This is a genomic window from Pseudoalteromonas sp. SG43-4 (assembly GCF_014164325.1).
Taxonomy (GTDB): Bacteria; Pseudomonadota; Gammaproteobacteria; order Enterobacterales; family Alteromonadaceae; genus Pseudoalteromonas; species Pseudoalteromonas distincta.
Map to the genome: position 1 here is coordinate 1 of NZ_JACJFB010000017.1, position 20,282 is coordinate 20,282.

Sequence of the window (20,282 nt, forward strand, 5' to 3'; positions counted from 1 at the left end):
AAACGAAACAGCGCCGATGATAGTGTAGCATTTGCTATGTGAAAGTAGGACATTACCAGGCTTCAAATTGTAGAGAGCCCGACTAGAAATAGTCGGGCTTTTTTACGTCTGCAGAAAAGTAAAATACGCGCAATTAACACACACTCACATCAACACCTATCACGTAGGCCGGGCGAGCGTAGCGACTCCCGACGTTAAAATCACAACAAAACTTCTCAGTATTTCAGTCGGCCAATACAGTAGCATTTGCTATGTGACTCTCCACCGCTGTGGGCACCACGACATTTCCAAGCTTCAAATTCTAGAAAGCCCGAATCTAACGATTCGGGCTTTTTTACGTCTGCAGAAAAGTGAAATGCGCACAATTAACACACTTTCACATCAACACCTATCACGTAGGTCGGGCGAGCATAGCGACTCCCGCCGTTAAAATCACAACAAAACCCCTCAATATCTCAGTCGGCCAATACAGTAGCATTTGCTACGTGACTCTCCACCGCTGTAGGTATCGTGACATTACGGAGGCTTCACATTGTAGAAAGCCGGGATTTAACGATTCGGGCTTTTTTACGTCTGCAAAAAAGTAAAGTTTGGGTGGGTTTTTCATATATCGGATTATAATTAAATCAATTACACTTTATCAAACACCCACATTAAACACTCAATCCTAGTGAACGACATGAATTAAGAATCTGTTTTATCTCCTACTTAGTTGATAAGTATCTATATAAGTATAATTAAGCTCTATCTCAGTAATATTCAAGAGGGGTGAGGTGCTTTTCCATGTAAATAGTATTACCTAGATGCTTAATGTTTTTATAGAACACATATATTGTTCCAACATGTAATTCATTGACTATAATGATTAATCCTAGTTATGACTTTGCTAGCTAAGCTTAGATAGCGGTAAAATGCGCTACTTAAAATAATTAAATAATTGATTATCCGAACAGGTGAGTTATTTCATCGTTAGCATAATTAATCTTCACTGTATTTTGCATAATTCAACAAAGGATTTAATTTTCTCTGATGCGATATAAAATATCTTGGTGCTTACTTTTTACCACTATGCTTACTCATTTTTCTGCTTTTTCTAATGAGTTTGAATTTTCTGGTTATGCTCGAGTTATTGGTGGCTACTTAGACGAAAAAAATGTCGAATATAAGGGATATGAAGACAGTCTTAAATTTTCTCCATCTAGTTTAATTGGATTCCAAGGCGAGTATCAGTTTGATGATAAGTGGTCTGCAACAGCTCAATTTTTGTTAAGAAGCAATAACACAACAGCTTCCGATAACTCAGGGTTAGAGTGGTTATATTTAACATATAGACCGACAGATAATATTCAAATAAAACTCGGAAAGTTACGCACACCTTTTTTTACCATGAGTGACTTTTCGGATGTTGGTTTTGCGTACCCATGGATCAATCCACCTCAACAAGTTTATGATACTTATTTATTTAAAACGTTTAATGGCATAGATGCTGTTTATAAATTTGGTGCAGAAAACTTTGATTTGAGCTTTGAAGGTTACTTTGGTGAAGAGTCGGGTGATATAGGGATTGGCGCCTTAAGAACGGGCTTTGAAGTTGATAATCTTTTAGGGTTCATTGGTAAGATTAATATTGAAAACTTAGAATTTAGAGTTTCCCGTTATAATGGGAATATCAAGCTTGATATTGATGAGATAAGACAGCTAGAAAATGTGCTTAATAGCCTTAATTTTACAAAAAGCGCCAGCTCGGTAAAAACAAAAGGTAGAGCACATGCAAATCAATTTGGCGTAATTTACGACAATTTAGATTATTTTTTTAGAGGTGAATGGGTCCGCATTAAAACTGATTTGGGGATAGTGCCTATAATTCAAAGCTATTATTTAACTGCCGGTGTTAATCATGCTCCTTTTACTTACCACTTAACATTTGCAGATAGCGACGTAGAAACTCGTTCTGCTGAAAATGAAATTCCGTTAGGTATTAATAGCGACTTAGATCAACTTGCATATGGGTACAATCGTATTTTTGATGAATCTACGCCTGATTCAATTAAGAGTTGGACGGTTGGTGTACGCTGGGATGTGCTGCCAAACCTTGCCTTAAAAGCTGAGTTTTCAACCCTAGAAGGTGACGATGTAAAAGACTCGTTTTTCGTTACTCCTGATGACTCTGATTTTGATAAAAAAACTAATCTTTATCTTATTGGTTTGGATTGGGTGTTTTAATGATATTTTTTAAACCTATTAATAACATTAAAAAAATAATGATGCTCTTTGTAGTCGCTAGTAGTCTATTTGGTTTTAGCATTTCAGTTTATGCAGAAAATACAAACCCCTCGAACGTCATTATTGTAGTAAATACCACAGATAAAAACTTATCTTTTAGTAAGCAACAAATTCGCCATATTTATATGGGCGGAGCTATGAGCAGACAATTTAAAGCAGTTAACCTATTTGTCGGCAATCCGCTTAGAATAAATTTTAACACTAGGATGGTAGGTCTTACTGAATCTAGAATACAAGCTTATTGGGCCCAAATGCGATTCACGGGGCGCAGCAAGCCCCCTGTCGAATTTGAGTCTACAGAAGAGGTTATAGAGTACTTACTAACCGTTGAAGACTCAGTAGCTTACCTTCCAGCAGGAATTACTATACCTAAAGAGCTCACCATAATTGCACTAAATTAAAAGTAAGCCGTTTGCTTAGTAAAAAATCAATTGCACTGAGTTATTTTGAAGTTATTGTTAGTTCTTTAAATAATATTTTCGCTCGTTCAATTGCGTGTGGTAGTTGTGCAATGCACACTGGTTTTGCAAAGTAATAGCCCTGCATTTCATCACTACCATTTGATACTAGGTAGTTAGCTTGGTCGGTTGTTTCAATTCCTTCGCTACATATTTTTAAACCAAGGCGTTGGCCTAAATCGAGTATTGCTTGTAATACTGCAGTGTCTTTTGCTGAGCTTGCATATTGATTTACAAACATTCGATCTATTTTTAATGTATCAATTTCAATTTTAGTAAGGTAACTCAATGAAGAGTAACCTGTGCCAAAGTCATCTAATGCAATTGAGCCTCCCATAACTTTAACTTGATTAAAAAATTGATTCGCGTTTTCAAAATTTTCTAAATAGCTTGATTCTGTTATTTCAAACTGAATATTTGAAATATCGACGCTATGTTCAAGTAGTTTACTTTTTACAGTATGAATGAAGTTATGATCTTTTAAGTCATGGCTTGAAAGATTCATTGAGACGAGTACATTATTCCCCATAAGTTGTTTTAGCATTTGCACATCTTTAAATACTTGTGTGATCACCCATTGGGTAATCGCTTTTATTTTACCTGCTTGTTCCGCTATAGGTATAAACTCACTAGGAGAAACAAAGCCTAGCTCTTTGCTTTGCCATCTTATTAAGGCTTCTAAGCCTTGAGCTTCGCCTGTATTCGACATTTTAAGCTGATAAAATAACTCAAATTCATTTTGCGCTATTGCGTGAGATATTAAGTTAGCGACTTGCGCTTTTCGTTTGTTATCTTCAAGCATTTTATGGTGGAATATTGTATATGCGCCTTTGCCTTTTTCTTTTGATGTGTACATTGCAATATCGGCATTACTGATAAATGTATTTATATCAAATTCAGCTTCTTTGGCACTTGCAATACCAATACTAATACCCGCTGGTACGTCCCACTCATTTATAGTGAATGGCTCTTTCATACCCTCAATGATACTTTCGGCAATATCTATAACAATAGATTGCTCAGTGATATTAGGTAGCATAATTAAAAACTCATCACCGCCTAGGCGTGCAATTATGTCGTTACTACGCAGATAACTTTTCACTTTTTTAGCCACAGCTTGTAAAAGCATATCTCCGGTTTCATGGCCTAGGGTGTCGTTAACGCCTTTAAAACTATCAACATCAAAGAACATAATCGCAACGTCTCGGTCGTTACTTTTACTACTAGCCAGCTCGAGTTTGAGTAGGTCCATAAAAAACATGCGATTAGGTAAACCTGTTAATATATCGTAGTTGGCGAGGCGCTCCATTGAATGCGTTTGTACTAAAAGTTGTGCGGTATGTTTATGATTGGTTTGAACTTGGGAGTCAATTGTTTGTAGTAATGCATTAATGTCGTTACCAAGTTGAGATACTTCATCATGACCAGTGACTTGGTATTGAAGCTTATAATTTGTTGATTTTTCAACTTTCTGTGTGAACTTCGAGAGCGCTAAAAGTGGGCTTAATAAACGCTGATATATCCAAAATGAAATAATAATGGTGAGTGCAATAATTAAAACAACAAATGGAGCTGCACTATAAAAAAGGCTAATTTTACTTTCATTCAGTGGCTTTTTAAAGTCTTGCACAATGAGCAAATATCCAATAGGAAACTGCTCCTCCCCAATTGCCTTTAAGGCCACTAGTCCTTCATTGGTTATTGTAACCGCATAAGGTAAATTTTTTGGTTGAATACTTATAAGTTCAGGCTTAAAGCTCTCAAGCTCTAAATAGTTAGGGTGGACATACGATTGGATTAATTGCCAGTCAGCGTCAAATACATTAACAAACTTAATGTGTTCATATCGATCAAAACCGAGCAATTCGGTGGTTATAGAGAACAAATCAACTTGCTCAGACATAACACGTAATAAGCTATCGGAAATATTTGAAGACATTGCATCTAAGTTTTGTTTAACAGATTGGCGATATAAATCTTCGTGTTCATTAATTGCGAGGAAAAAAACTAAATTTGCGCTAAATATAATTAAAACCGTTGTTATTATAATAAATTTATATCGAATACTATGAAGCATCAAATCTAACCCTTAACCATCATTTAATTATGTTTTAGTTATTATTGTGTAATCAGGCAATCCATAATTACAAAAAAGTTACTTACTACGCCCTTTGTAGCACTAAAAGCTTAACATTGAGAATGCTTTTAAATTCATATACTAAATATAGCTGTTTATTTAATTTTGTACTGACTTACTTTGTTGCAATTTCATTCTTGGTTTAATAAGTGACCTGTGTAAAACTACCTAAGTTAATTTAGTAAATCAGGTGACATGAATGTCGAATATTAAAGCTTGGAAACTTATAAGCCTGTTTTGTTTGTTCGCAGTGCTTATGGGTTGTCAATCTAAAGAAGAGCAGCTGCAACAAACAATTCAAGAGTCTATTAAAAAAGCAGATACAGAGCTGTCACAGCTTGGTACTGCGCTTGATAATGGGAATGTGCGCAATGCTGTATTACTTAAAGGATATGGCGAGCTCCTTAAAAAACAACAACCAGAGCTTACAAAAGTTGTTGATGTAATTACCCTTGATGCAACGCGCCAAGGTGCACTTTATAGTGGTTTAACACAGCGACTTAAAGATATTAAAGGAACTTACTTAATTCCTCCTTACGAAGATACGTTGCATAGCATTGATTTGTTGCGTGATGCGTCTAAACCTACGCTATTTTCTGATGCGTTAACCGATCCTATTAATATGCTAGCTGATATGTCCAAAGGCACTTTAGCGCGTGTAGGCGCAATTAGTAAGCAAGCTGAAGGTGAGGGTGTTGGTAACCAAATGGTAGGTAACCCTAACTATGGTAACTGGCAAACAAATAGTAATGGTATTAGCTTTTGGCAATGGTACGGCATGTACCGTATTTTAGGCGATGTATTTGACCGCGTTGAATATGGTAGTTGGAGCAAGCGCCGAAAGTATAGTTATTACAATGACTATGGCCGTTCGCGTTATTCAAGCCCTAAACAAATTAAAACCCAAAGCGCGCTAGAAACACGCACGCGCCAAACATACCAACGCCAAGGTAAGCAGTTTACAAGCCCTTATGCGAGTAAAAAAACAGGTGCATCCGGTTTAAGCCGTAGTAGTTATACGCCACCAAAAAGCCGCAGTAGTTATTCTCGTTCTAGCAGTTATAGCAATAGCTCAGGATCGGTGCGTGATAGCGGTAGCAGAACCTCTCGTGGCGTGAGCCGTGGTAAGTAAAAGAATAAAGTTGGAGTTAGAATAATATGTATGAATTTAATGGAATAACTATGTGGTCGCTACAAGCATTGGCGATTGATTTTGCAATTATTGTTTTATTATTTGTAAGCCTTAAATATATAAAAGGCTGGGTTTCAAACTTACACGCAAATGATGAAATAACAGAGCGTGATAACTTTGCTTTTGGTATTAGCTTTGCCGCTGGTTTAGTGGCACTGGCGATTGTATTAACAGGTGTAAGTAGTGGTGCTTTTGCTGCAACACTGCAACAAGAAGCACTGCAAATGTTAGCTTACGGCGCATTAGCAATTGTACTTATTAAGTTGGGTCACTTTTTTCAAGATAAAGTAGCGCTTCGTAAAGTAAGCCTGCACGACGAAATAGTTAAAGGTAACGTTACAGCTTCAATAATTGATTTTGGTCATGTTGTTAGCGTTGCAATAGTTATTCGCTCAGCACTTTTATGGGTGGCTACTGATGGCTGGCATGGCCTTCCAATTGTAATTGCTGCCTTTATTATAGGTAGTGTTGTATTACTACTTGTTAGCCAGTACCGAGTGCAGTTATTTAAGCGTACAAACAAAAGTGGCGACTGCCTACAACAAGCAATTGTTGATGGTAACTTAGCTGTGGGTATTCGTTACGCTGGATTTTTAATAGGTAGTGCATTAGCTATTACAGCTGCAACGGGTGTTGCGCCATACGCTGCTGATAACATTAATGCGAGTTTACTATACTGGGCTATTAGCGCTGTAGTGAGCCTTGTCGCATTTATTATTTTGCACTTAGTGACAATTAAAATAATTTTATCTGGTTGCGATATTTCAGATGAAGTTAATCGTCAAAAAAATGTAGGTGTAGCAGCTATTTCTGCAGCAGTATCATTTGCTGTAGGTATCACTATGGCAACCTTACTAGGCGCATAATCAGTGTCATCAACCAACACTCCCCCAAGTAAGTCTCGCTTACTTGGGCACGATATATTACTAATTACTGTTATGGCCGTGCTTGCTGGGTGCGGCCTTATTTATGAATACTTACTGTCTCATTATGCGGGCCGTGTACTTGGCTCAGTAGAAAGCGCTATTTACGCCATGATCGGTACTATGATTGTAGCAATGGGCTTAGGCGCTTTTTTAGCGCGCTGGTTTAAAGATGCATTTACCGCTTTTGCTTGGCTAGAAAGCATTATTGCTTTGGTTGGCATGGGCTGCATTTTAGCGATAGCGGGTGTAATAGCTGTAAGTTATTCTCTTCCTCATTTATTTTCGAGCATTTTTAACTTACCCCCAGACGTTGTACTTAATGGTTACGTATTTCAAAAGCTACAAGAGTGGTCACGTTTTCTACCTTATGTTTTTGGTTTAATACTGGGTTTATTTATTGGTATGGAAATACCGCTTATAGCGCGCATTCGTCAGCACGTTTATGGCCGTTTTTTAGAAAACAACGCAGGGACTATTTATGGTGCCGATTATATCGGTGCTGGTATTGGTGCAGCCATTTGGGTAAGTATCATGCTCTCAATGCCTATAATGCAAGCTGCAGCGTGGACGGCGTTATTTAATATCATCGCAGGACTCGCTTTTTTATGGCGTTACCATGCCCATGTGCGCTTTGCTAAGGCACTTTTAGTTTGCCATATAGTACTGTTGGCATTGTTTGGCTTTATTTTAGTATTTGGCAGTAGCTGGATGAACAATCTAAGTAATGTTTTATACAAAGATAAAGTAATTTATTCGCAAGCAACCAAATACCAGCACGTAGTTTTAACCGAAAGGTTAAGCAAAAACCAACCTCAGCCAATCACCGATTTATATTTAAATGGACGTTTGCAGTTCTCAAGTATTGATGAGCAAATATATCATTCAATGCTGGTTTACCCTGCAATGCTTGCCTCTAACAGACACGACCGTGTATTAATAATTGGTGGTGGTGACGGGCTTGCACTTAGAGATGTTTTAAAATGGCCTGTGAGTGAAGTAACGTTAATAGATTTAGACGCGCAGCTTCTCAATTTATTTGGTCATAAATACGGTGACTTTACCCCGCCAGAGCACATCAATAAGCGATTACTACAGCTAAACAATAAATCGATGCAAGACTCGCGAGCCAACATAATTGTGGGTGATGCATTTTTAGAAGTAGAAAAGCTACTTGATCAATCTAAGCAGTTCGACACTATCTTAATTGATTTACCGGACCCAAATCACCCTGATCTAAATAAAATGTACAGTGATTACTTTTATAATCATGTACGTCAGTTATTAGCACCCGATGGCGCAATGGCGGTTCAATCAACTTCACCTTACCACGCTAAAAAAGCGTTTTTAAGCATTGCTAAAACAGTTAAAGCCGCAGGGTTTGAGTATGTTGAGCAGTATCAGCAAAACATACCTTCGTTTGGGCAGTGGGGCTGGACTATAGCCACTAAAATGGGTCAGTCGGCTAGTGGCCGTATTAATGATGCGACGGCTATGCCTGTGCCATCAAGATGGATTAGTAAAGAATATTTATTGGCAAGTTTTGTATTTCCTAACCAATACTTTGAACAAGTTAAAAGTATTGAGGTCAATAGGTTAGGATCTGGTCAGCTTTATGATTACTACCGAACTGCATGGCAAATAGAAAGCGAATTGTATAAAAACTAACAAAACATGGTTGACATAATATGTCGACCATGAGAATCTTAACTCAGACATAATATGTCAAACGACAAAAGGCAGAGACATGGAATTAAATGAACTTTCAATAAAATTAGCTTCTTTTGAAACTGAAGGCGCTAACTTTGAGTCTTTCTTGATTGCCAACCCAGGCGAGCAAGATGTTTTACAAGTCATTGTTGATGGAAATGATGAACTTCCAATTTTTGTTACACAAACGCAAGAGCAGTTGTTATGTATTAGCTACTTGTTTGACGAAGATGAAGTTAAGAGTGAATTACGCAACGAGTTAAACGAAACATTACTACGTTTAAACGTGCCAATTCCACTGAGTGCATTTGCTAAAATCGATAACAAATACGCGATTTTTGGTGCACTGTCGGTAAATTCATCATTAGATGACGTTACCCACGAACTAGTGACTTTAGCCGATAACGCTATCGATGCACTAGAAGCCGTGACCTTGTATTTAAACGATTAATAGCCAGTTAGTGGAGTTAAGATTATGAGTATTTTAAAAAAATTATTTACAGCAGTACGTGGCGGCGCTCGTGAAGCAGGCGAAGCAATTGTAGACAAAAATGGCATCCGTATTTTTGAGCAAGAAATTGCAGACGCGCAAAATGCACTTCACCGCGCAAAAAAAAGCCTTACAGAAGTAATGGCTAAAGAAATGCAGACTAAGCGTAAAATTAGCGCTGTAGATGCATCAATCGCTGAACATGAAGCGTATGCAGGCCAAGCTCTTGAAAAGGGCAACGAAGCGTTAGCATTAGAAATTGCAGAAAAAATTGGTGACTTTGAAGCAGAAAAAGCCGAAAACGAGCAAGTATTATCTGGTTTTAGTAACCATATTGTTGCGCTTAAGCAGCAAGTTAAAGATGCTGAAAAATCAATTAAAGAGAATCAGCGCCAGCTTACAATGGTTAAAACCACTGAAAGCGTACAGCAAGCAACAATGGCTGTTAACAGCACGCTTAATACAAACAGCTCGTCTATGACATCGGCTCGTCAATCGCTTGAACGCATTAAACAGCGTCAACAAGATCGTAGCGACCAGCTAGGTGCTGCAAAGCAACTTGAGTCAGACGTAAATGGCGATGACTTAAAAGCAAAAATGGCTGAAGCAGGCATTGGCGACACAAGTCCAAAAAGTGCTGATATTTTAGCTCGCATCAAAGCGAAGCAAAATAGCTAACCATTACGTTTATACTTTAAAAAGGTAACCGAGTTTTGCTCAGTTACCTTTTTTGCTTAGAAGGCAGCCTTCCTATGTTTAATTTTTTCAAATCTAAAAAAGAGCCAGAGCGTCAGCTTAATCATCCGAGCGAGCTAAAAAAAGGCGACATGTTTAGCGTTATCGACTCATTTGCTTATCCGGCATGGTTAAAAGGTGAAACGCTACGTGTTACTGATATTCAGACTTACCAATATCAGCACAGCAGCGATACTGAATTTGTACTTGAGACAAATAGCGGCCAAGTTGTATTTTTACAAATTGAGCAAGATGACGGCGAAGAGTGGGCTAACTTTTCTATTAAAATTCAGCGCAACGAAGTTGAAGAGATATTTGGCCTTGATGAGTTTGCGCGTATTTTTGATGAAGAGTCGTTAACCCACATTACAGTGCAAAATACACCAGAGCGCTTTATGCAGTTTTTAGCTAAAAGTTATCAACAAAGCGAGTCGCCTTATGTGTGTTATTTCCATAATAAAGATTACCGCAACCAAACATTGCCTCGCTATGAGCAAGAAGGTGGTGAACCATGCGAAATGATTTGTTTAGCATCAGATAATGAAGGCTTTGGTTTAAATATCGAAATTTGGGATGGCGGCGAAACCGAAGTATCGCTAACGCTCATGCGTCCAATGTCTGATATTGTAGACTTGTTTCCCGGAGATGCTAAGTGAGTGATGCTAAAGACAAGTGGTTGCGTCAGGAACAAGCTGTACGTGCCACACAAATGGCATTTGATCTAAGCAGTGAAGTTCAAAAGCTGATAAAAAAGCAAGCTATTGACCAAGAGTTAACGCCGTCAGATATGATCCGTAAAATACTTGGCTTAGATGTAAAGTCTAAAAAAACGCGTCAACGTTTATCGTTTAATTTAAATGATGATGAGATTGCGCAACTAGCCAGTCGCTTTGATGTCCCAAGTGATGATAAGCGAGCCGTAAAACAACAAGTAGCTGACTTACTAATTGCTCACACTAAAAAAACTAAGTAGTTGCACTAGATTATTATGAATATTACTCTAATTGCTTATCTACTTATTTTTGCGTTGTTTGGTACTGCGGCGAGTTATTTTGTACGCTTTATTTATGCATATTGGGTGCTTAAAACAATGCCCATGAAGTACATTATAAAAGCGGGTATTTGCGTAGTGCTGGTTGTTGTAATTTCAGCGTTAATTCCGTATTTAGGTTAACGCTGAAATTAGCTTATACGCGACCGTTTTTATTTTATATCAAACGACTGGCATTGGTGATTAATACACAGCGATTGCACTTCAAGTACTGGTGAACAATCGGTTAAGCCTTGTGCTTTATTTTGTATTTTTTCTTGTTTTGTTATTTGTTGAGCAAGCTGTTCTGCTTCTTCTTGAGATGTGTTCAGCGTTGAATAAACAGCATACTTACTCGGTCCGCCGCATGCGCGGGCGCCCACTTCAAGTACTTTGCACTGAAAGCTTGCAGTGCAGCTGTTATTACTCACCATGTTATTCAGATCATAGTTTAAGTCAGATAAGTTTTTACTTTGCTCATTTGACGTCACAGTACTAGCACAACCACTTAGTAGTAAAATGCTGCTAGCAATGCTTAAAATTGATAGTTTAATTGCCGATGGTAAACAACTCATAACGTTATCCTTAAAATGCACTTACCGCTGAACCTTCAAGTTTAACACATTTATTTTCAACACACTGCGTGCTTGGCGTTGTTAAATGCTGACAAATGCTCATCATCCCTTTTTGTGAATTATAACTACTTTCAAGCTTAGTAATTTTGTCGCTAAGGGCTGCTACTTGTTTTTCAGACGCTGATTTTGTTGAATACACAACAAAGCTACTTGGCCCGCCACACGCGCGACTGCCTACTGCACTTATTCTGCATTGAGTGCTGGTATCACATTGCTTATCTGTAATTAGCGTATTTAATTCGGCTTTAGCTGTTTTTATATCGTCTATTGAAACGTTTTTTAAATCAGCTTTTGGTATTTTTTCAGCAACTAGGTTCTTTTTAGTATTTTCTTGTAATTGAGTGTTTTCTTTTAGCTTTTGTAGCTCTTGCTTTGGTGCTTCAGCTTCTGAGGTTATTGTTACTTGCTGCGTTTCAGTTGGCGTTTTATCTAAGCATGCAGTTAAACAAAGTGGTAAAAGTATGGCTAACAATGGGGTACGCATAACAAACCTTGATAGTGATGAAATATTCATCACTATCATACACGGTGCATTTTTTACGGCAATAAAAACTATATTATCAAGTAATTAAAGCCGTGAAAAATATCGTTTATTAAAGTCCACCCTGCGTTAGTTTGGTGGGATTAAGTAGCTTTTCGAGTTCATTGCGTGGTAAATCGGTTTCTTGTTCGGCTACATCAATAATAGGGCGGGCTTCCTTATAAGCCTGCTTTGCTATTTTTGCTGCTTTTTCATAACCGATCACCGGATTGAGCGCAGTCACTAAAATTGGATTTTTAGCGAGTGCTTTATCTATATTAGGCTTATTTACTTTAAAGCTGGCAATGGCTTTATCGCCCAATGCTTGTGCGCTATTGGCAAGTAATTCTATGCTTTGCAAAATATTATACGCAATGACTGGCAGCATAACGTTTAGCTCAAAATTACCCGCTTGGCCTGCTACTGTAATGGTCGCGTCGTTACCGATTACTTGTGCGCTTACCATGGCTGCGGCTTCTGGTATTACCGGATTTACCTTGCCAGGCATAATAGACGAGCCCGGTTGAAGTGCTTCTAGCTCTATTTCGCCTAAGCCCGCAAGTGGTCCTGAGTTCATCCAGCGTAGGTCGTTCGCTATTTTCATTTGTGCTACAGCGAGTACTTTTAATTGCCCCGAAAGCGCTACTATGGCGTCTTGTGAGCCGATGTTATAAAAAAAGTTACTACTAGGCGTAAATCTAATGCCTACATTGGCACTCAGGTTTTCTGCAAATTTGGCTGCAAACTTAGGATCTGCATTTATTCCTGTTCCAACAGCTGTACCGCCTTGTGCCAGTTCGCATACACGCTCTAAGCTATGTCTAATTCCTGCTGCGGCATGGTTAACTTGTGACTGCCATGCACTTAGTGTTTGATCAAATGTAACAGGCATTGCATCCATTAAATGCGTACGGCCCGTTTTAACTATATGACCTACTTCAGCTTTTTTCTTTTCTAGGCTTTGCGATAAGTTTTCAAGCGAAGGAAGTAATTCATACACTACATTTATTGCGCTACTGAGTGCGATAGCAGTAGGGACTACATCGTTAGAACTTTGCCCCATGTTTACATCATCATTAGGGTGAATGCTTTCACTGCCTAATCGGCTAGCAAGCGTTGCAATAACTTCGTTGGCATTCATATTTGAGCTTGTGCCCGAACCGGTTTGAAAAATATCAACGGGGAAATGCTCAACATGCTCGCCATCAATAATACTTTGACAAGCTTGCTCAATAGCATTTGCTTTGTCTTTACTTAAATGGCCAAGCTCGCAGTTACTTTGCGCAGCAGCTTGTTTTATATAAGCCAGTGCAGTGATAAATTGCTTTGGCATAGATAAGCCACTAATGGCAAAGTTATTAACTGCTCGTTGTGTTTGCGCCTGATAGAGCGCATCAGTAGGTACTTGTAGCTCGCCCATGCTGTCTGATTCTGTTCTAAAGTTGCTCATAAGTGTGCTCCTTAAAAAGGGTTGAATTCGTGACTAAGAATACGAGCTTCACGCTCAAGTATTAAAAATTGTGCAGTATTGTTATGCACCTTATAAAACCGTTTTAATGCTAATAATGGCTTGTATAGCTGCTCTAAACATTGTTTACGAATAGCATTATGTATAAGAGGGTCGCACATTTTGTTCATAATTTCATGGTGTGTGCGCCTAAGATAAAACTCTTGAAGCAAGGGATTATGTTGTTGCTCAAATTTTTTGGCGACGTTAAGGGCGGTTTCTATGTAATCGGCAACGAGCATGGGGGCATGCAGGCCAGGTCTTAAGCAATGACAAGAGAGTTCTTGATGGTAGCGATGCTGGGCATAATTTGAAGACATAAAAAAACCGACTCAAGTTAACGATAATAGTTATCATTACATTTAATCGGTTTCAGTGTAAACAGTTATTATAAAAATTATTTGCGTTACTAATTTGAGTATTAATTGTAGCCAAGAATAAATATCTGATCTGTTTCATGTTTGCTCATCGCCTGTTGATTATGTTTAGGGTGCGAAAGTAAATCGATTACTGTAGCTCTCATATCAACGGCGTAACTATGATCGTCGGTGGTTTTTTCGGTTATAGCAATGGCCGCGTCTACAGCGGTATAAGGGGGTATATGCATAATTTTATCCTTTGAAATTTAATATAAGTTAAACCCTTTAGTGGGTTAACAATATAAAAGCATATTACGTACCAACCATAATGAGCCAGCTCAACCATATGATAGTTATAGTATTTAAAAATTACCTTTTTTTCATCACGACAAAATAAGCTAAATTTGCTTTACTGTTGTGCATTAATCTACAATTTTGGTGCACAGTAATGACAAAGCCATTTTCACAAGCCTGTGAAAACAATAAAACCCCTATTTTAGAGCAATTAAAGGACGTATTAAAAAATACTAAAACAGTCCTCGAAGTCGGATCAGGAACCGGCCAACATAGTGTGTTTTTTGCAGAGCAATTACCGCATTTACAATGGCATACAAGTGATCGCGCTATAAACCACGAAGGGATTAATTTATGGCACCGCGAAGCTAATTTAACTAATTTACATGCACCACTTGAGCTTGATTTAAATAATGAATGGCCTGTAGATAAGGTTGACGCTATTTATACTGCAAACACATTTCATATTGTAAGTTGGCAATTAGTTGAACGTTTTTTTGACGGTGTTAAACGTCACTTAAATAGCGACGGTATGTTGTGTATTTACGGACCATTTAAGTACCAAGGTGAATTTACCAGCCCAAGTAATGATGACTTTAGTGCCTTTTTAACAGAGCGCGATCCGTTAAGTGGAATAAGAGATTTTGAAGCAGTTGAACAACTAGCTAAGCAAGCAGGGCTTACGCTTATTAGCGATACTGCCATGCCTGCAAATAATCAGTTACTCGTTTTTAAACGGCAGTAATGAGCTACATTGCTCTTTATATATATCAATATGGCCGCGTTCACGCTTTAAGTAGTCGCTTATTGCATTACTGAAATCGCCATCAACAATATGGTGAGCAGAGTAGGTAAGTACGGGTTCAAATCCGCGTGCTATTTTGTGCTCACCTTGTGCTCCCGAATGAAAGCAGCTGAGTTTATGCTTTATTGCAAACTCAATACCTTGGTAATAGCACAGCTCAAAGTGAAGCGAATCTACTTCTTCACTTGCTCCCCAGTAGCGCCCATAAAGTGTATTCTCACCTACTAAACTAAGTGTTGCAGCAATCACGTTGTCGTCTTTTTTGGCCAGCATAATAACGAGGTTATTAGCCATTAATGCATGTAAAAGCGTAAAAAACTCCATATTTAAATAGCCCAAATGACCAGATCGCTTTAAGTAGGTACGCTGATAAAACTCACAAAACAATTGCATTATCTCGGGCGTAATTTGCGTTCCTTGCAGCCATTCAATATCAATATTTTGTTGCGCTATTTTAGCTCGCTCTTTTTTAAGTGACTTACGTTTTCGTGAGTTAAGTATTTGCAAAAAATCGTCAAAGGTTTCAAAACCTTTATTAAACCACTGAAATTGCACACCCACTCTTAGCATGGCATGTTGCTCAGTTAATGATGTTGCTTGGGCTTGGTCGCAAAAATTAACATGCCACCCCGACCACCTTTGCTCAGCACTGTGTATATTAAGTTGCTCTGTAATGTACTGATACACCGCATTTGGATTCGCGTGCTCGATAGCAATACGCTTGCCTTCAATAGGGCTAAAGGGAATGCCAGATAGCCACTTGGGATAATATTCTAAACCGTGTTTTTCGTATGCCTCAGCCCATGCCCAGTCAAATACGTACTCGCCGTATGAATGACTTTTTAAATACCCAGGTGCAAGCGCAATGAGCGTATCATCTTCAAAAATAGCGAGGTGATGGGGCTGCCAACCGCTTTTTTGTGTTACGCATTGGCTTTGTTCAAGGGCATATAAAAAAGCATGTTGAGTAAATGGTTCATCACCAAATAAACGTTGCCACTGCGCCTGATCAATCTCATTAATACTGCTAAACCATTGGTGCGAAAACGTTCCCATGACTACTTACCTTGTAGTTGTTCTAAGCTGTTCTACGTTTTTAATAAACGTACTAATTTGCTTTTTAAGATCGGTAAAATGAGGATTATAAGTTAAGCGTTGTAAAGCCGGATAGTGTTTTAAGTTGGCGCTTGTACGCTCTCCTAGTTGTGGATTTTTTGTTGTTTTACATGTTTTGTACAGGGACTCGTCGTTAATAAAGCTGCCACAATTACGATAGGTTGCGTTAATCCCATAATGTGGATTTTGCGGTGAGTTAACAATAGCAATATGCGACATACCATGAACTTTTTTACACTGAGGCGATGTGCATTGCGGGTTATTTACTGTGTAGTCACTAGCAAAGTCTGGCGGTAAAATATCAGTGTTTCCATAAAGTACTAAAGTATCGAGCGGCTTATATTTTACTGAATTATCTTTGTGTAACGCACTTAATAATTTTAGCGTGGCACGCGTATCTATCGTGGTATCAATATCGCTAAGTACACTAAAAATAGGTAATTTAAGTGCAGAGCGTTTGTTTAAGCTACTTACGCTTGCAAGTGACATTGCATCGTACGACGCGGCAGCTGCATTTAAAGGAAATGATTCATACTTAGCAAAGTCTACATCGGCGTCTTTATCTATCCAATTAACAAAGGGTATGTCATCAATCCACTTTGCTATCCAGCCGTACTTATTATGTGGCTCGGAGCCTGGCGAATAAAGCATAAGCGCTTTAATTTTGGGTGAAACAGTGTGCTTGGTTGCGTAATCAATAAGTAACGCTGCACCGGTAGAGTAACCTGCGAGTATCACCTCATCAAAGTCTTGCACCGAGCGTTTAATACCGTATTTTATTGCCTGTTGCCATTGGCTAACCTCTACATTGAGTAATGCACTTGCGGCGCTTCCATGTCCTGGTAATAAAATAGTACGCACAGTATAGCCTTGTTGATAATACACTTGTGCTAAATCGTGATACGTAAAGGGTGAGTCAGTTAGCCCGTGAATTAGTAGTGCAACTTTATTGCTGTTTGGATGCGTAAGCTCAAAAGGGGCAATAATATCTGCAATAGTAGGGTCAGGTTTTCGCGTACCTTGTGTTACTAATTGCTGGTACGTTTGTGTAATAACAGGGCATGGCATATCTGCACGTGGATTGGTTTTATTTATATGTTTATATGCAAAATCTAAGTAATCGTTAAATGGTAAAAGTGCGTGGTAATTAAAGCGCTGGTGGTTGTGCTCTTTTTCAAAGCGTAATAAGCCTTGTTGCTTACTTTTTGTTATAAATTTAAAGTCGCTCGCCTGCGAGATACAGTTTTGAGCGACAGCAATATGCGAAAAAACACTTAAAACAAAACCAAAAGCGACTCTTAAAACTATTCTTAAAACTATTCTTAAAATTAAACCACTATTGTTCATTAACTTCTGCATATTGGACAAGACACTCGGTTAGCTTAATGAGTTCAAGCGGTTTTGCAAGGTGCTGGTTAAATCCAACGGCTTGTGCATGTGCTTTATCCTCTGGCATAACGTCGGCAGTTAAAGCAATAATCGGGAGCTCTTGTTCAGTTTTAAACTGGCGGATCAGTGCCGTTGCTCTATAGCCATCCATTACAGGCATTTGGCAATCCATAAGCACTAAGTCAAAATGCTGCTTTTTAACTATATCAACGGCCAGTTCGCCATTTTCTACTATATACGGCACAATTCCTAACGAGCCAAGCATCGCTTTAATAACCATTTGATTTACTGGGTTATCCTCTGCGACCAAAATATCTAGCGAAGTAATATTAGTATTATCAAATGTAATAACATGTTCTTTTTTAGGTTCTGTTGTTTCTAATCGCATTGAAAATGTAAAAGTAGAGCCTTTATTTATTTCACTTTTAAGTGTTATATCAGCCCCCATTAGTTGGCTTAACTCTTTCGCTATGGTTAAGCCAAGGCCTGTACCACCAAACTGCCTTGAGGTAGAACTATCCGCTTGGGTAAATGCGTTAAATAATTTTTTATGTTGGCTTGGTTTTATACCTATGCCGGTATCACTAACGGTTATAACTAGCTGTACTTTATTGGCGGCGGTAAACTCTGTTTCTATGTTTAAAGTAACGCTGCCTTGGCTTGTAAATTTAATCGCGTTGCTACATAAATTAAGTAATATTTGCTCAATTCGCATAGGATCACCAATAAACCAGGTATCAACAGGTAGCTTTGAATTAACTTGCCATTTAATACCTTTGTTAACTGCGCTTTGCTCAAACATGTTGTTTATACGTGTTATTAAAGCACCTAAGTCGAATGCAATAGATTCAATAACTAACTTTTGGGATTCTATTTTTGATATATCAAGAATGTCATTAATTAAGTTTAATAAGCTTTTAGATGCTGAGTTTATTTTATCTAAATAGCCAATGAGTGTATTTGCATTGTCTGTTTCTCTAGCAAGTGAAGAAAAACCAATAACGGCGTTTAATGGTGTTCGTATTTCGTGGCTCATATTCGCTAAAAATTGGCTTTTAGCCTGATTAGCTAAATCGGACTGCTTCTTTGCTTGTGCGAGTGAGTGAGTACGCTCTGCAACTTGACGTGTAAGTGCGATTTGTTGCTGATTAAACAGCAGTAAAACCATTAAAATTAAAGAACATACGGCAACTTGAAGTATGAGTAATAATAAAGTTAGTTGACTATTATGTTGTGTTAAAAAGCTTTCTTTAAGGGCTAGTTTTACAATCCATTTTTGCCCTGCAAAGTCCACATCAAACGACATTAAGCGGCTGCCTTTAGCTTGCTGAACATTTTGAGAGTAATTACTATAAAACGGCGGAGTGTTTGTATCTTCGTATATACCAATCGAAAACATATCAGACTGTTCTTTAGAAATTGCCTGCTCAATAATACTACGCACTAAAAATACACCAGTGGCATAGCCTTTAATTGTTTTTTCATCACTATACTGGGAGTACACAGGGGCAAATAATAAATAGGCTGGTTTAGGTTGTTTGGTTTGCACTAACTGAATTATTTTAGTTCCTACTGGCATGTACTTTATAGCGGGGTTAAGCAGAGAGCTTTTTCGATCAGGGTTTGAAAATACATTAAAGCCAATAGCTTTTTGATTACCATTAAAAGGAGCTATGTATTTTACTATCACAAGGGGATCGCTACTTTCAAGAGGTTCGCCAACTACATCAATATCTAAATGATAAATGTTTGATATTTCTTGGGCAAAGACGTCGCGTTGATCTTGAGGTATTTTTGCGTTCCATGATAAGGCGTTAATAAATGCGTGCTGAGTTAGTAACTGGCTAGCATAAGAATAAAAATCTTGCTGGCTTAGCATGGGAGATGACTGTACCTGACTTGCTAGGCTCTGCACTGCAATAATACTACGATTTGTATATCTATAAAGGCTGTTTTCTATAACATGGACTTCACGTTCAGCAATTTTAATAGTGTTTATACGATTTTCTTGATCGTATAACTGCGTTGTTACCGCGACTGATAAAAATAAAATAGAGCATACTGCAATTGTCGGAAACGCCGATATATTATGTTGATTAGACTTTTGTGGTAATAAAGAAAGTAAAAGCGGAGTCGCAATTAATACTCCTAATGTATCACCAAGCCACCAGTAAGTAACATTCTTCCAATGATTATCAACACTGTAAACCGAGTTGAATTGGCTTAAGGCAAATACGCCAAAGTTAGCCGAAATTAAGCTGACCAATATTGCTATGACAAGGATAAAGTAAATTATATTTTTGCGCTTTTTAAAGCGCAGCGGGTGCCCAAGCCAATACTTTAAAAGAGCTGCGCCGACCATTGCCTGTATAACAACACCAAAGGCGATATACATAGCCTCGTTAAATGAGTTACCGACCAGGACTAGCTCATGAGCTGAACTATCAAAAATATTTAGATTAAATGCAATTGCAGCTACAAATAGAGGCGGGATAAAGCGCCACCACCAAATATAACAGCCAACTAAAGCTATGCCGGCAGGTAACCAAATTGGAATTATTTGCGAGTTAAAAGCAAGTTTAGTGAGTGCTATGCCGACTAAAAAATATGCCAAGGCAAACATGATGTAAAAAATAATGGAATGATTTTTAGAGTTAAAATTTTTCACATAAGGTCCAAGCAATTATTATTGTCGTTTT

20 protein-coding genes are annotated in these 20,282 nt (G+C 38.2%); 11 read left to right on the forward strand and 9 right to left on the reverse strand.

Annotated features, from left to right (window positions below; all coding sequences use genetic code 11):
• The first annotated feature begins 1,029 nt into the window (after window positions 1-1,029).
• Both H5160_RS15465 and H5160_RS15470 read left to right on the forward strand, forming a co-directional pair.
• Window positions 1,030-2,223, forward strand: a complete 1,194-nt coding sequence (locus tag H5160_RS15465; protein WP_182725029.1) for a porin — start codon at window positions 1,030-1,032, stop codon at window positions 2,221-2,223.
• On the forward strand, window positions 2,223-2,684 hold the full coding sequence (locus tag H5160_RS15470) for a hypothetical protein (RefSeq protein WP_024597417.1): 462 nt from the start codon (window positions 2,223-2,225) through the stop codon (window positions 2,682-2,684). Before H5160_RS15465 ends, H5160_RS15470 begins: the two co-directional genes overlap by 1 nt.
• 40 nt (window positions 2,685-2,724) lie before the next feature.
• On the opposite strand, the gene H5160_RS15475 is transcribed toward H5160_RS15470, so the two are convergent.
• A complete protein-coding gene (locus H5160_RS15475) occupies window positions 2,725-4,818 on the reverse strand; it encodes an EAL domain-containing protein (protein WP_182737917.1) in 2,094 nt (697 codons plus the stop codon).
• A 259-nt stretch (window positions 4,819-5,077) separates the two neighbouring features.
• On the opposite strand from H5160_RS15475, the gene H5160_RS15480 reads away from it, so the two are divergent.
• From H5160_RS15480 to H5160_RS15515, 8 genes are all read left to right on the forward strand, one after another.
• Window positions 5,078-6,010, forward strand: a complete 933-nt coding sequence (locus H5160_RS15480) for a CHAD domain-containing protein (RefSeq protein WP_182696304.1) — start codon at window positions 5,078-5,080, stop codon at window positions 6,008-6,010.
• Window positions 6,011-6,036: 26 nt separating this feature from the next.
• Window positions 6,037-6,936, forward strand: a complete 900-nt coding sequence (locus H5160_RS15485) for a DUF350 domain-containing protein (RefSeq protein ID WP_024597420.1) — start codon at window positions 6,037-6,039, stop codon at window positions 6,934-6,936.
• A gap of 3 nt (window positions 6,937-6,939) precedes the next feature.
• Window positions 6,940-8,661: a polyamine aminopropyltransferase gene (locus H5160_RS15490; protein ID WP_182737918.1), complete on the forward strand. Its 1,722-nt coding sequence runs from the start codon at window positions 6,940-6,942 to the stop codon at window positions 8,659-8,661.
• Window positions 8,662-8,740: 79 nt separating this feature from the next.
• Window positions 8,741-9,154 carry a YjfI family protein gene (locus H5160_RS15495; protein ID WP_004335098.1) on the forward strand — a complete coding sequence of 138 codons (414 nt, stop codon included), beginning with the start codon at window positions 8,741-8,743 and terminating at the stop codon, window positions 9,152-9,154.
• 24 nt (window positions 9,155-9,178) lie between these two features.
• Window positions 9,179-9,871: a PspA/IM30 family protein gene (locus H5160_RS15500; protein ID WP_004335088.1), complete on the forward strand. Its 693-nt coding sequence runs from the start codon at window positions 9,179-9,181 to the stop codon at window positions 9,869-9,871.
• A 74-nt stretch (window positions 9,872-9,945) separates the two neighbouring features.
• Window positions 9,946-10,584, forward strand: coding sequence for a DUF4178 domain-containing protein (locus H5160_RS15505; protein ID WP_024597422.1), 639 nt, complete (start codon window positions 9,946-9,948; stop codon window positions 10,582-10,584).
• Window positions 10,581-10,901, forward strand: coding sequence for a hypothetical protein (locus H5160_RS15510; protein WP_024597423.1), 321 nt, complete (start codon window positions 10,581-10,583; stop codon window positions 10,899-10,901). Before H5160_RS15505 ends, H5160_RS15510 begins: the two co-directional genes overlap by 4 nt.
• Window positions 10,902-10,916: 15 nt before the next feature.
• Window positions 10,917-11,102 carry a hypothetical protein gene (locus H5160_RS15515; protein ID WP_024597424.1) on the forward strand — a complete coding sequence of 62 codons (186 nt, stop codon included), beginning with the start codon at window positions 10,917-10,919 and terminating at the stop codon, window positions 11,100-11,102.
• 29 nt (window positions 11,103-11,131) lie between these two features.
• Here H5160_RS15515 and H5160_RS15520 read toward each other — a convergent pair whose 3' ends face one another.
• The 5 genes from H5160_RS15520 to H5160_RS15540 all read right to left on the reverse strand — a co-directional run bounded on the left by H5160_RS15520 (window position 11,132) and on the right by H5160_RS15540 (window position 14,227).
• Window positions 11,132-11,533 carry a hypothetical protein gene (locus tag H5160_RS15520; RefSeq protein WP_024597425.1) on the reverse strand — a complete coding sequence of 134 codons (402 nt, stop codon included), beginning with the start codon at window positions 11,531-11,533 and terminating at the stop codon, window positions 11,132-11,134.
• Window positions 11,534-11,543: 10 nt separating this feature from the next.
• A complete protein-coding gene (locus H5160_RS15525; RefSeq protein ID WP_182737919.1) occupies window positions 11,544-12,077 on the reverse strand; it encodes a hypothetical protein in 534 nt (177 codons plus the stop codon).
• A gap of 109 nt (window positions 12,078-12,186) precedes the next feature.
• The gene (locus H5160_RS15530) at window positions 12,187-13,563 is read right to left on the reverse strand and encodes an aspartate ammonia-lyase (protein WP_182725032.1); all 1,377 of its coding nucleotides are present in this window, start codon (window positions 13,561-13,563) and stop codon (window positions 12,187-12,189) included.
• Window positions 13,564-13,574: 11 nt separating this feature from the next.
• Window positions 13,575-13,940 carry a hypothetical protein gene (locus tag H5160_RS15535; RefSeq protein WP_223231703.1) on the reverse strand — a complete coding sequence of 122 codons (366 nt, stop codon included), beginning with the start codon at window positions 13,938-13,940 and terminating at the stop codon, window positions 13,575-13,577.
• A gap of 101 nt (window positions 13,941-14,041) precedes the next feature.
• Complete coding sequence (locus H5160_RS15540; RefSeq protein WP_024596419.1) at window positions 14,042-14,227, reverse strand: hypothetical protein; 186 nt, start codon at window positions 14,225-14,227, stop codon at window positions 14,042-14,044.
• Window positions 14,228-14,427: 200 nt separating this feature from the next.
• Here H5160_RS15540 and H5160_RS15545 point away from each other — a divergent pair, with 200 nt between their 5' ends.
• Window positions 14,428-15,018 carry a DUF938 domain-containing protein gene (locus H5160_RS15545; protein ID WP_039488722.1) on the forward strand — a complete coding sequence of 197 codons (591 nt, stop codon included), beginning with the start codon at window positions 14,428-14,430 and terminating at the stop codon, window positions 15,016-15,018.
• Here the strand turns inward: H5160_RS15545 and H5160_RS15550 are convergent.
• The 3 genes from H5160_RS15550 to H5160_RS15560 are packed head-to-tail and all read right to left on the reverse strand — an operon-like array spanning window position 14,995 to window position 20,251.
• A complete protein-coding gene (locus H5160_RS15550; RefSeq protein WP_138489881.1) occupies window positions 14,995-16,134 on the reverse strand; it encodes a GNAT family N-acetyltransferase in 1,140 nt (379 codons plus the stop codon). The two genes, H5160_RS15545 and H5160_RS15550, sit on opposite strands and share 24 nt — an antisense overlap.
• Window positions 16,135-16,140: 6 nt before the next feature.
• Window positions 16,141-17,541: a carboxylesterase gene (locus tag H5160_RS15555; RefSeq protein WP_182737920.1), complete on the reverse strand. Its 1,401-nt coding sequence runs from the start codon at window positions 17,539-17,541 to the stop codon at window positions 16,141-16,143.
• Complete coding sequence (locus H5160_RS15560) at window positions 17,531-20,251, reverse strand: ATP-binding protein (protein WP_182737921.1); 2,721 nt, start codon at window positions 20,249-20,251, stop codon at window positions 17,531-17,533. The genes H5160_RS15555 and H5160_RS15560 overlap by 11 nt, the downstream gene beginning before the upstream one ends.
• Window positions 20,252-20,282: the final 31 nt, after the last annotated feature.

Excerpts from the sequence above, each read along its gene's own strand:
- H5160_RS15475 (WP_182737917.1), bottom strand. The coding sequence starts at position 4,818 with ATGCTTCATAGTATTCGATATAAATTTATTATAATAACAACGGTTTTA.
- H5160_RS15500 (WP_004335088.1), top strand. The coding sequence starts at position 9,179 with ATGAGTATTTTAAAAAAATTATTTACAGCAGTACGTGGCGGCGCTCGT.
- H5160_RS15540 (WP_024596419.1), bottom strand. The coding sequence starts at position 14,227 with ATGCATATACCCCCTTATACCGCTGTAGACGCGGCCATTGCTATAACC.
- H5160_RS15485 (WP_024597420.1), top strand. The coding sequence starts at position 6,037 with ATGTATGAATTTAATGGAATAACTATGTGGTCGCTACAAGCATTGGCG.
- H5160_RS15535 (WP_223231703.1), bottom strand. The coding sequence starts at position 13,940 with ATGTCTTCAAATTATGCCCAGCATCGCTACCATCAAGAACTCTCTTGT.
- H5160_RS15530 (WP_182725032.1), bottom strand. The coding sequence starts at position 13,563 with ATGAGCAACTTTAGAACAGAATCAGACAGCATGGGCGAGCTACAAGTA.
- H5160_RS15495 (WP_004335098.1), top strand. The coding sequence starts at position 8,741 with ATGGAATTAAATGAACTTTCAATAAAATTAGCTTCTTTTGAAACTGAA.
- H5160_RS15505 (WP_024597422.1), top strand. The coding sequence starts at position 9,946 with ATGTTTAATTTTTTCAAATCTAAAAAAGAGCCAGAGCGTCAGCTTAAT.
- H5160_RS15480 (WP_182696304.1), top strand. The coding sequence starts at position 5,078 with ATGTCGAATATTAAAGCTTGGAAACTTATAAGCCTGTTTTGTTTGTTC.
- H5160_RS15470 (WP_024597417.1), top strand. The coding sequence starts at position 2,223 with ATGATATTTTTTAAACCTATTAATAACATTAAAAAAATAATGATGCTC.
- H5160_RS15515 (WP_024597424.1), top strand. The coding sequence starts at position 10,917 with ATGAATATTACTCTAATTGCTTATCTACTTATTTTTGCGTTGTTTGGT.
- H5160_RS15545 (WP_039488722.1), top strand. The coding sequence starts at position 14,428 with ATGACAAAGCCATTTTCACAAGCCTGTGAAAACAATAAAACCCCTATT.
- H5160_RS15550 (WP_138489881.1), bottom strand. The coding sequence starts at position 16,134 with ATGGGAACGTTTTCGCACCAATGGTTTAGCAGTATTAATGAGATTGAT.
- H5160_RS15520 (WP_024597425.1), bottom strand. The coding sequence starts at position 11,533 with ATGAGTTGTTTACCATCGGCAATTAAACTATCAATTTTAAGCATTGCT.
- H5160_RS15555 (WP_182737920.1), bottom strand. The coding sequence starts at position 17,541 with ATGAACAATAGTGGTTTAATTTTAAGAATAGTTTTAAGAATAGTTTTA.
- H5160_RS15525 (WP_182737919.1), bottom strand. The coding sequence starts at position 12,077 with ATGCGTACCCCATTGTTAGCCATACTTTTACCACTTTGTTTAACTGCA.
- H5160_RS15465 (WP_182725029.1), top strand. The coding sequence starts at position 1,030 with ATGCGATATAAAATATCTTGGTGCTTACTTTTTACCACTATGCTTACT.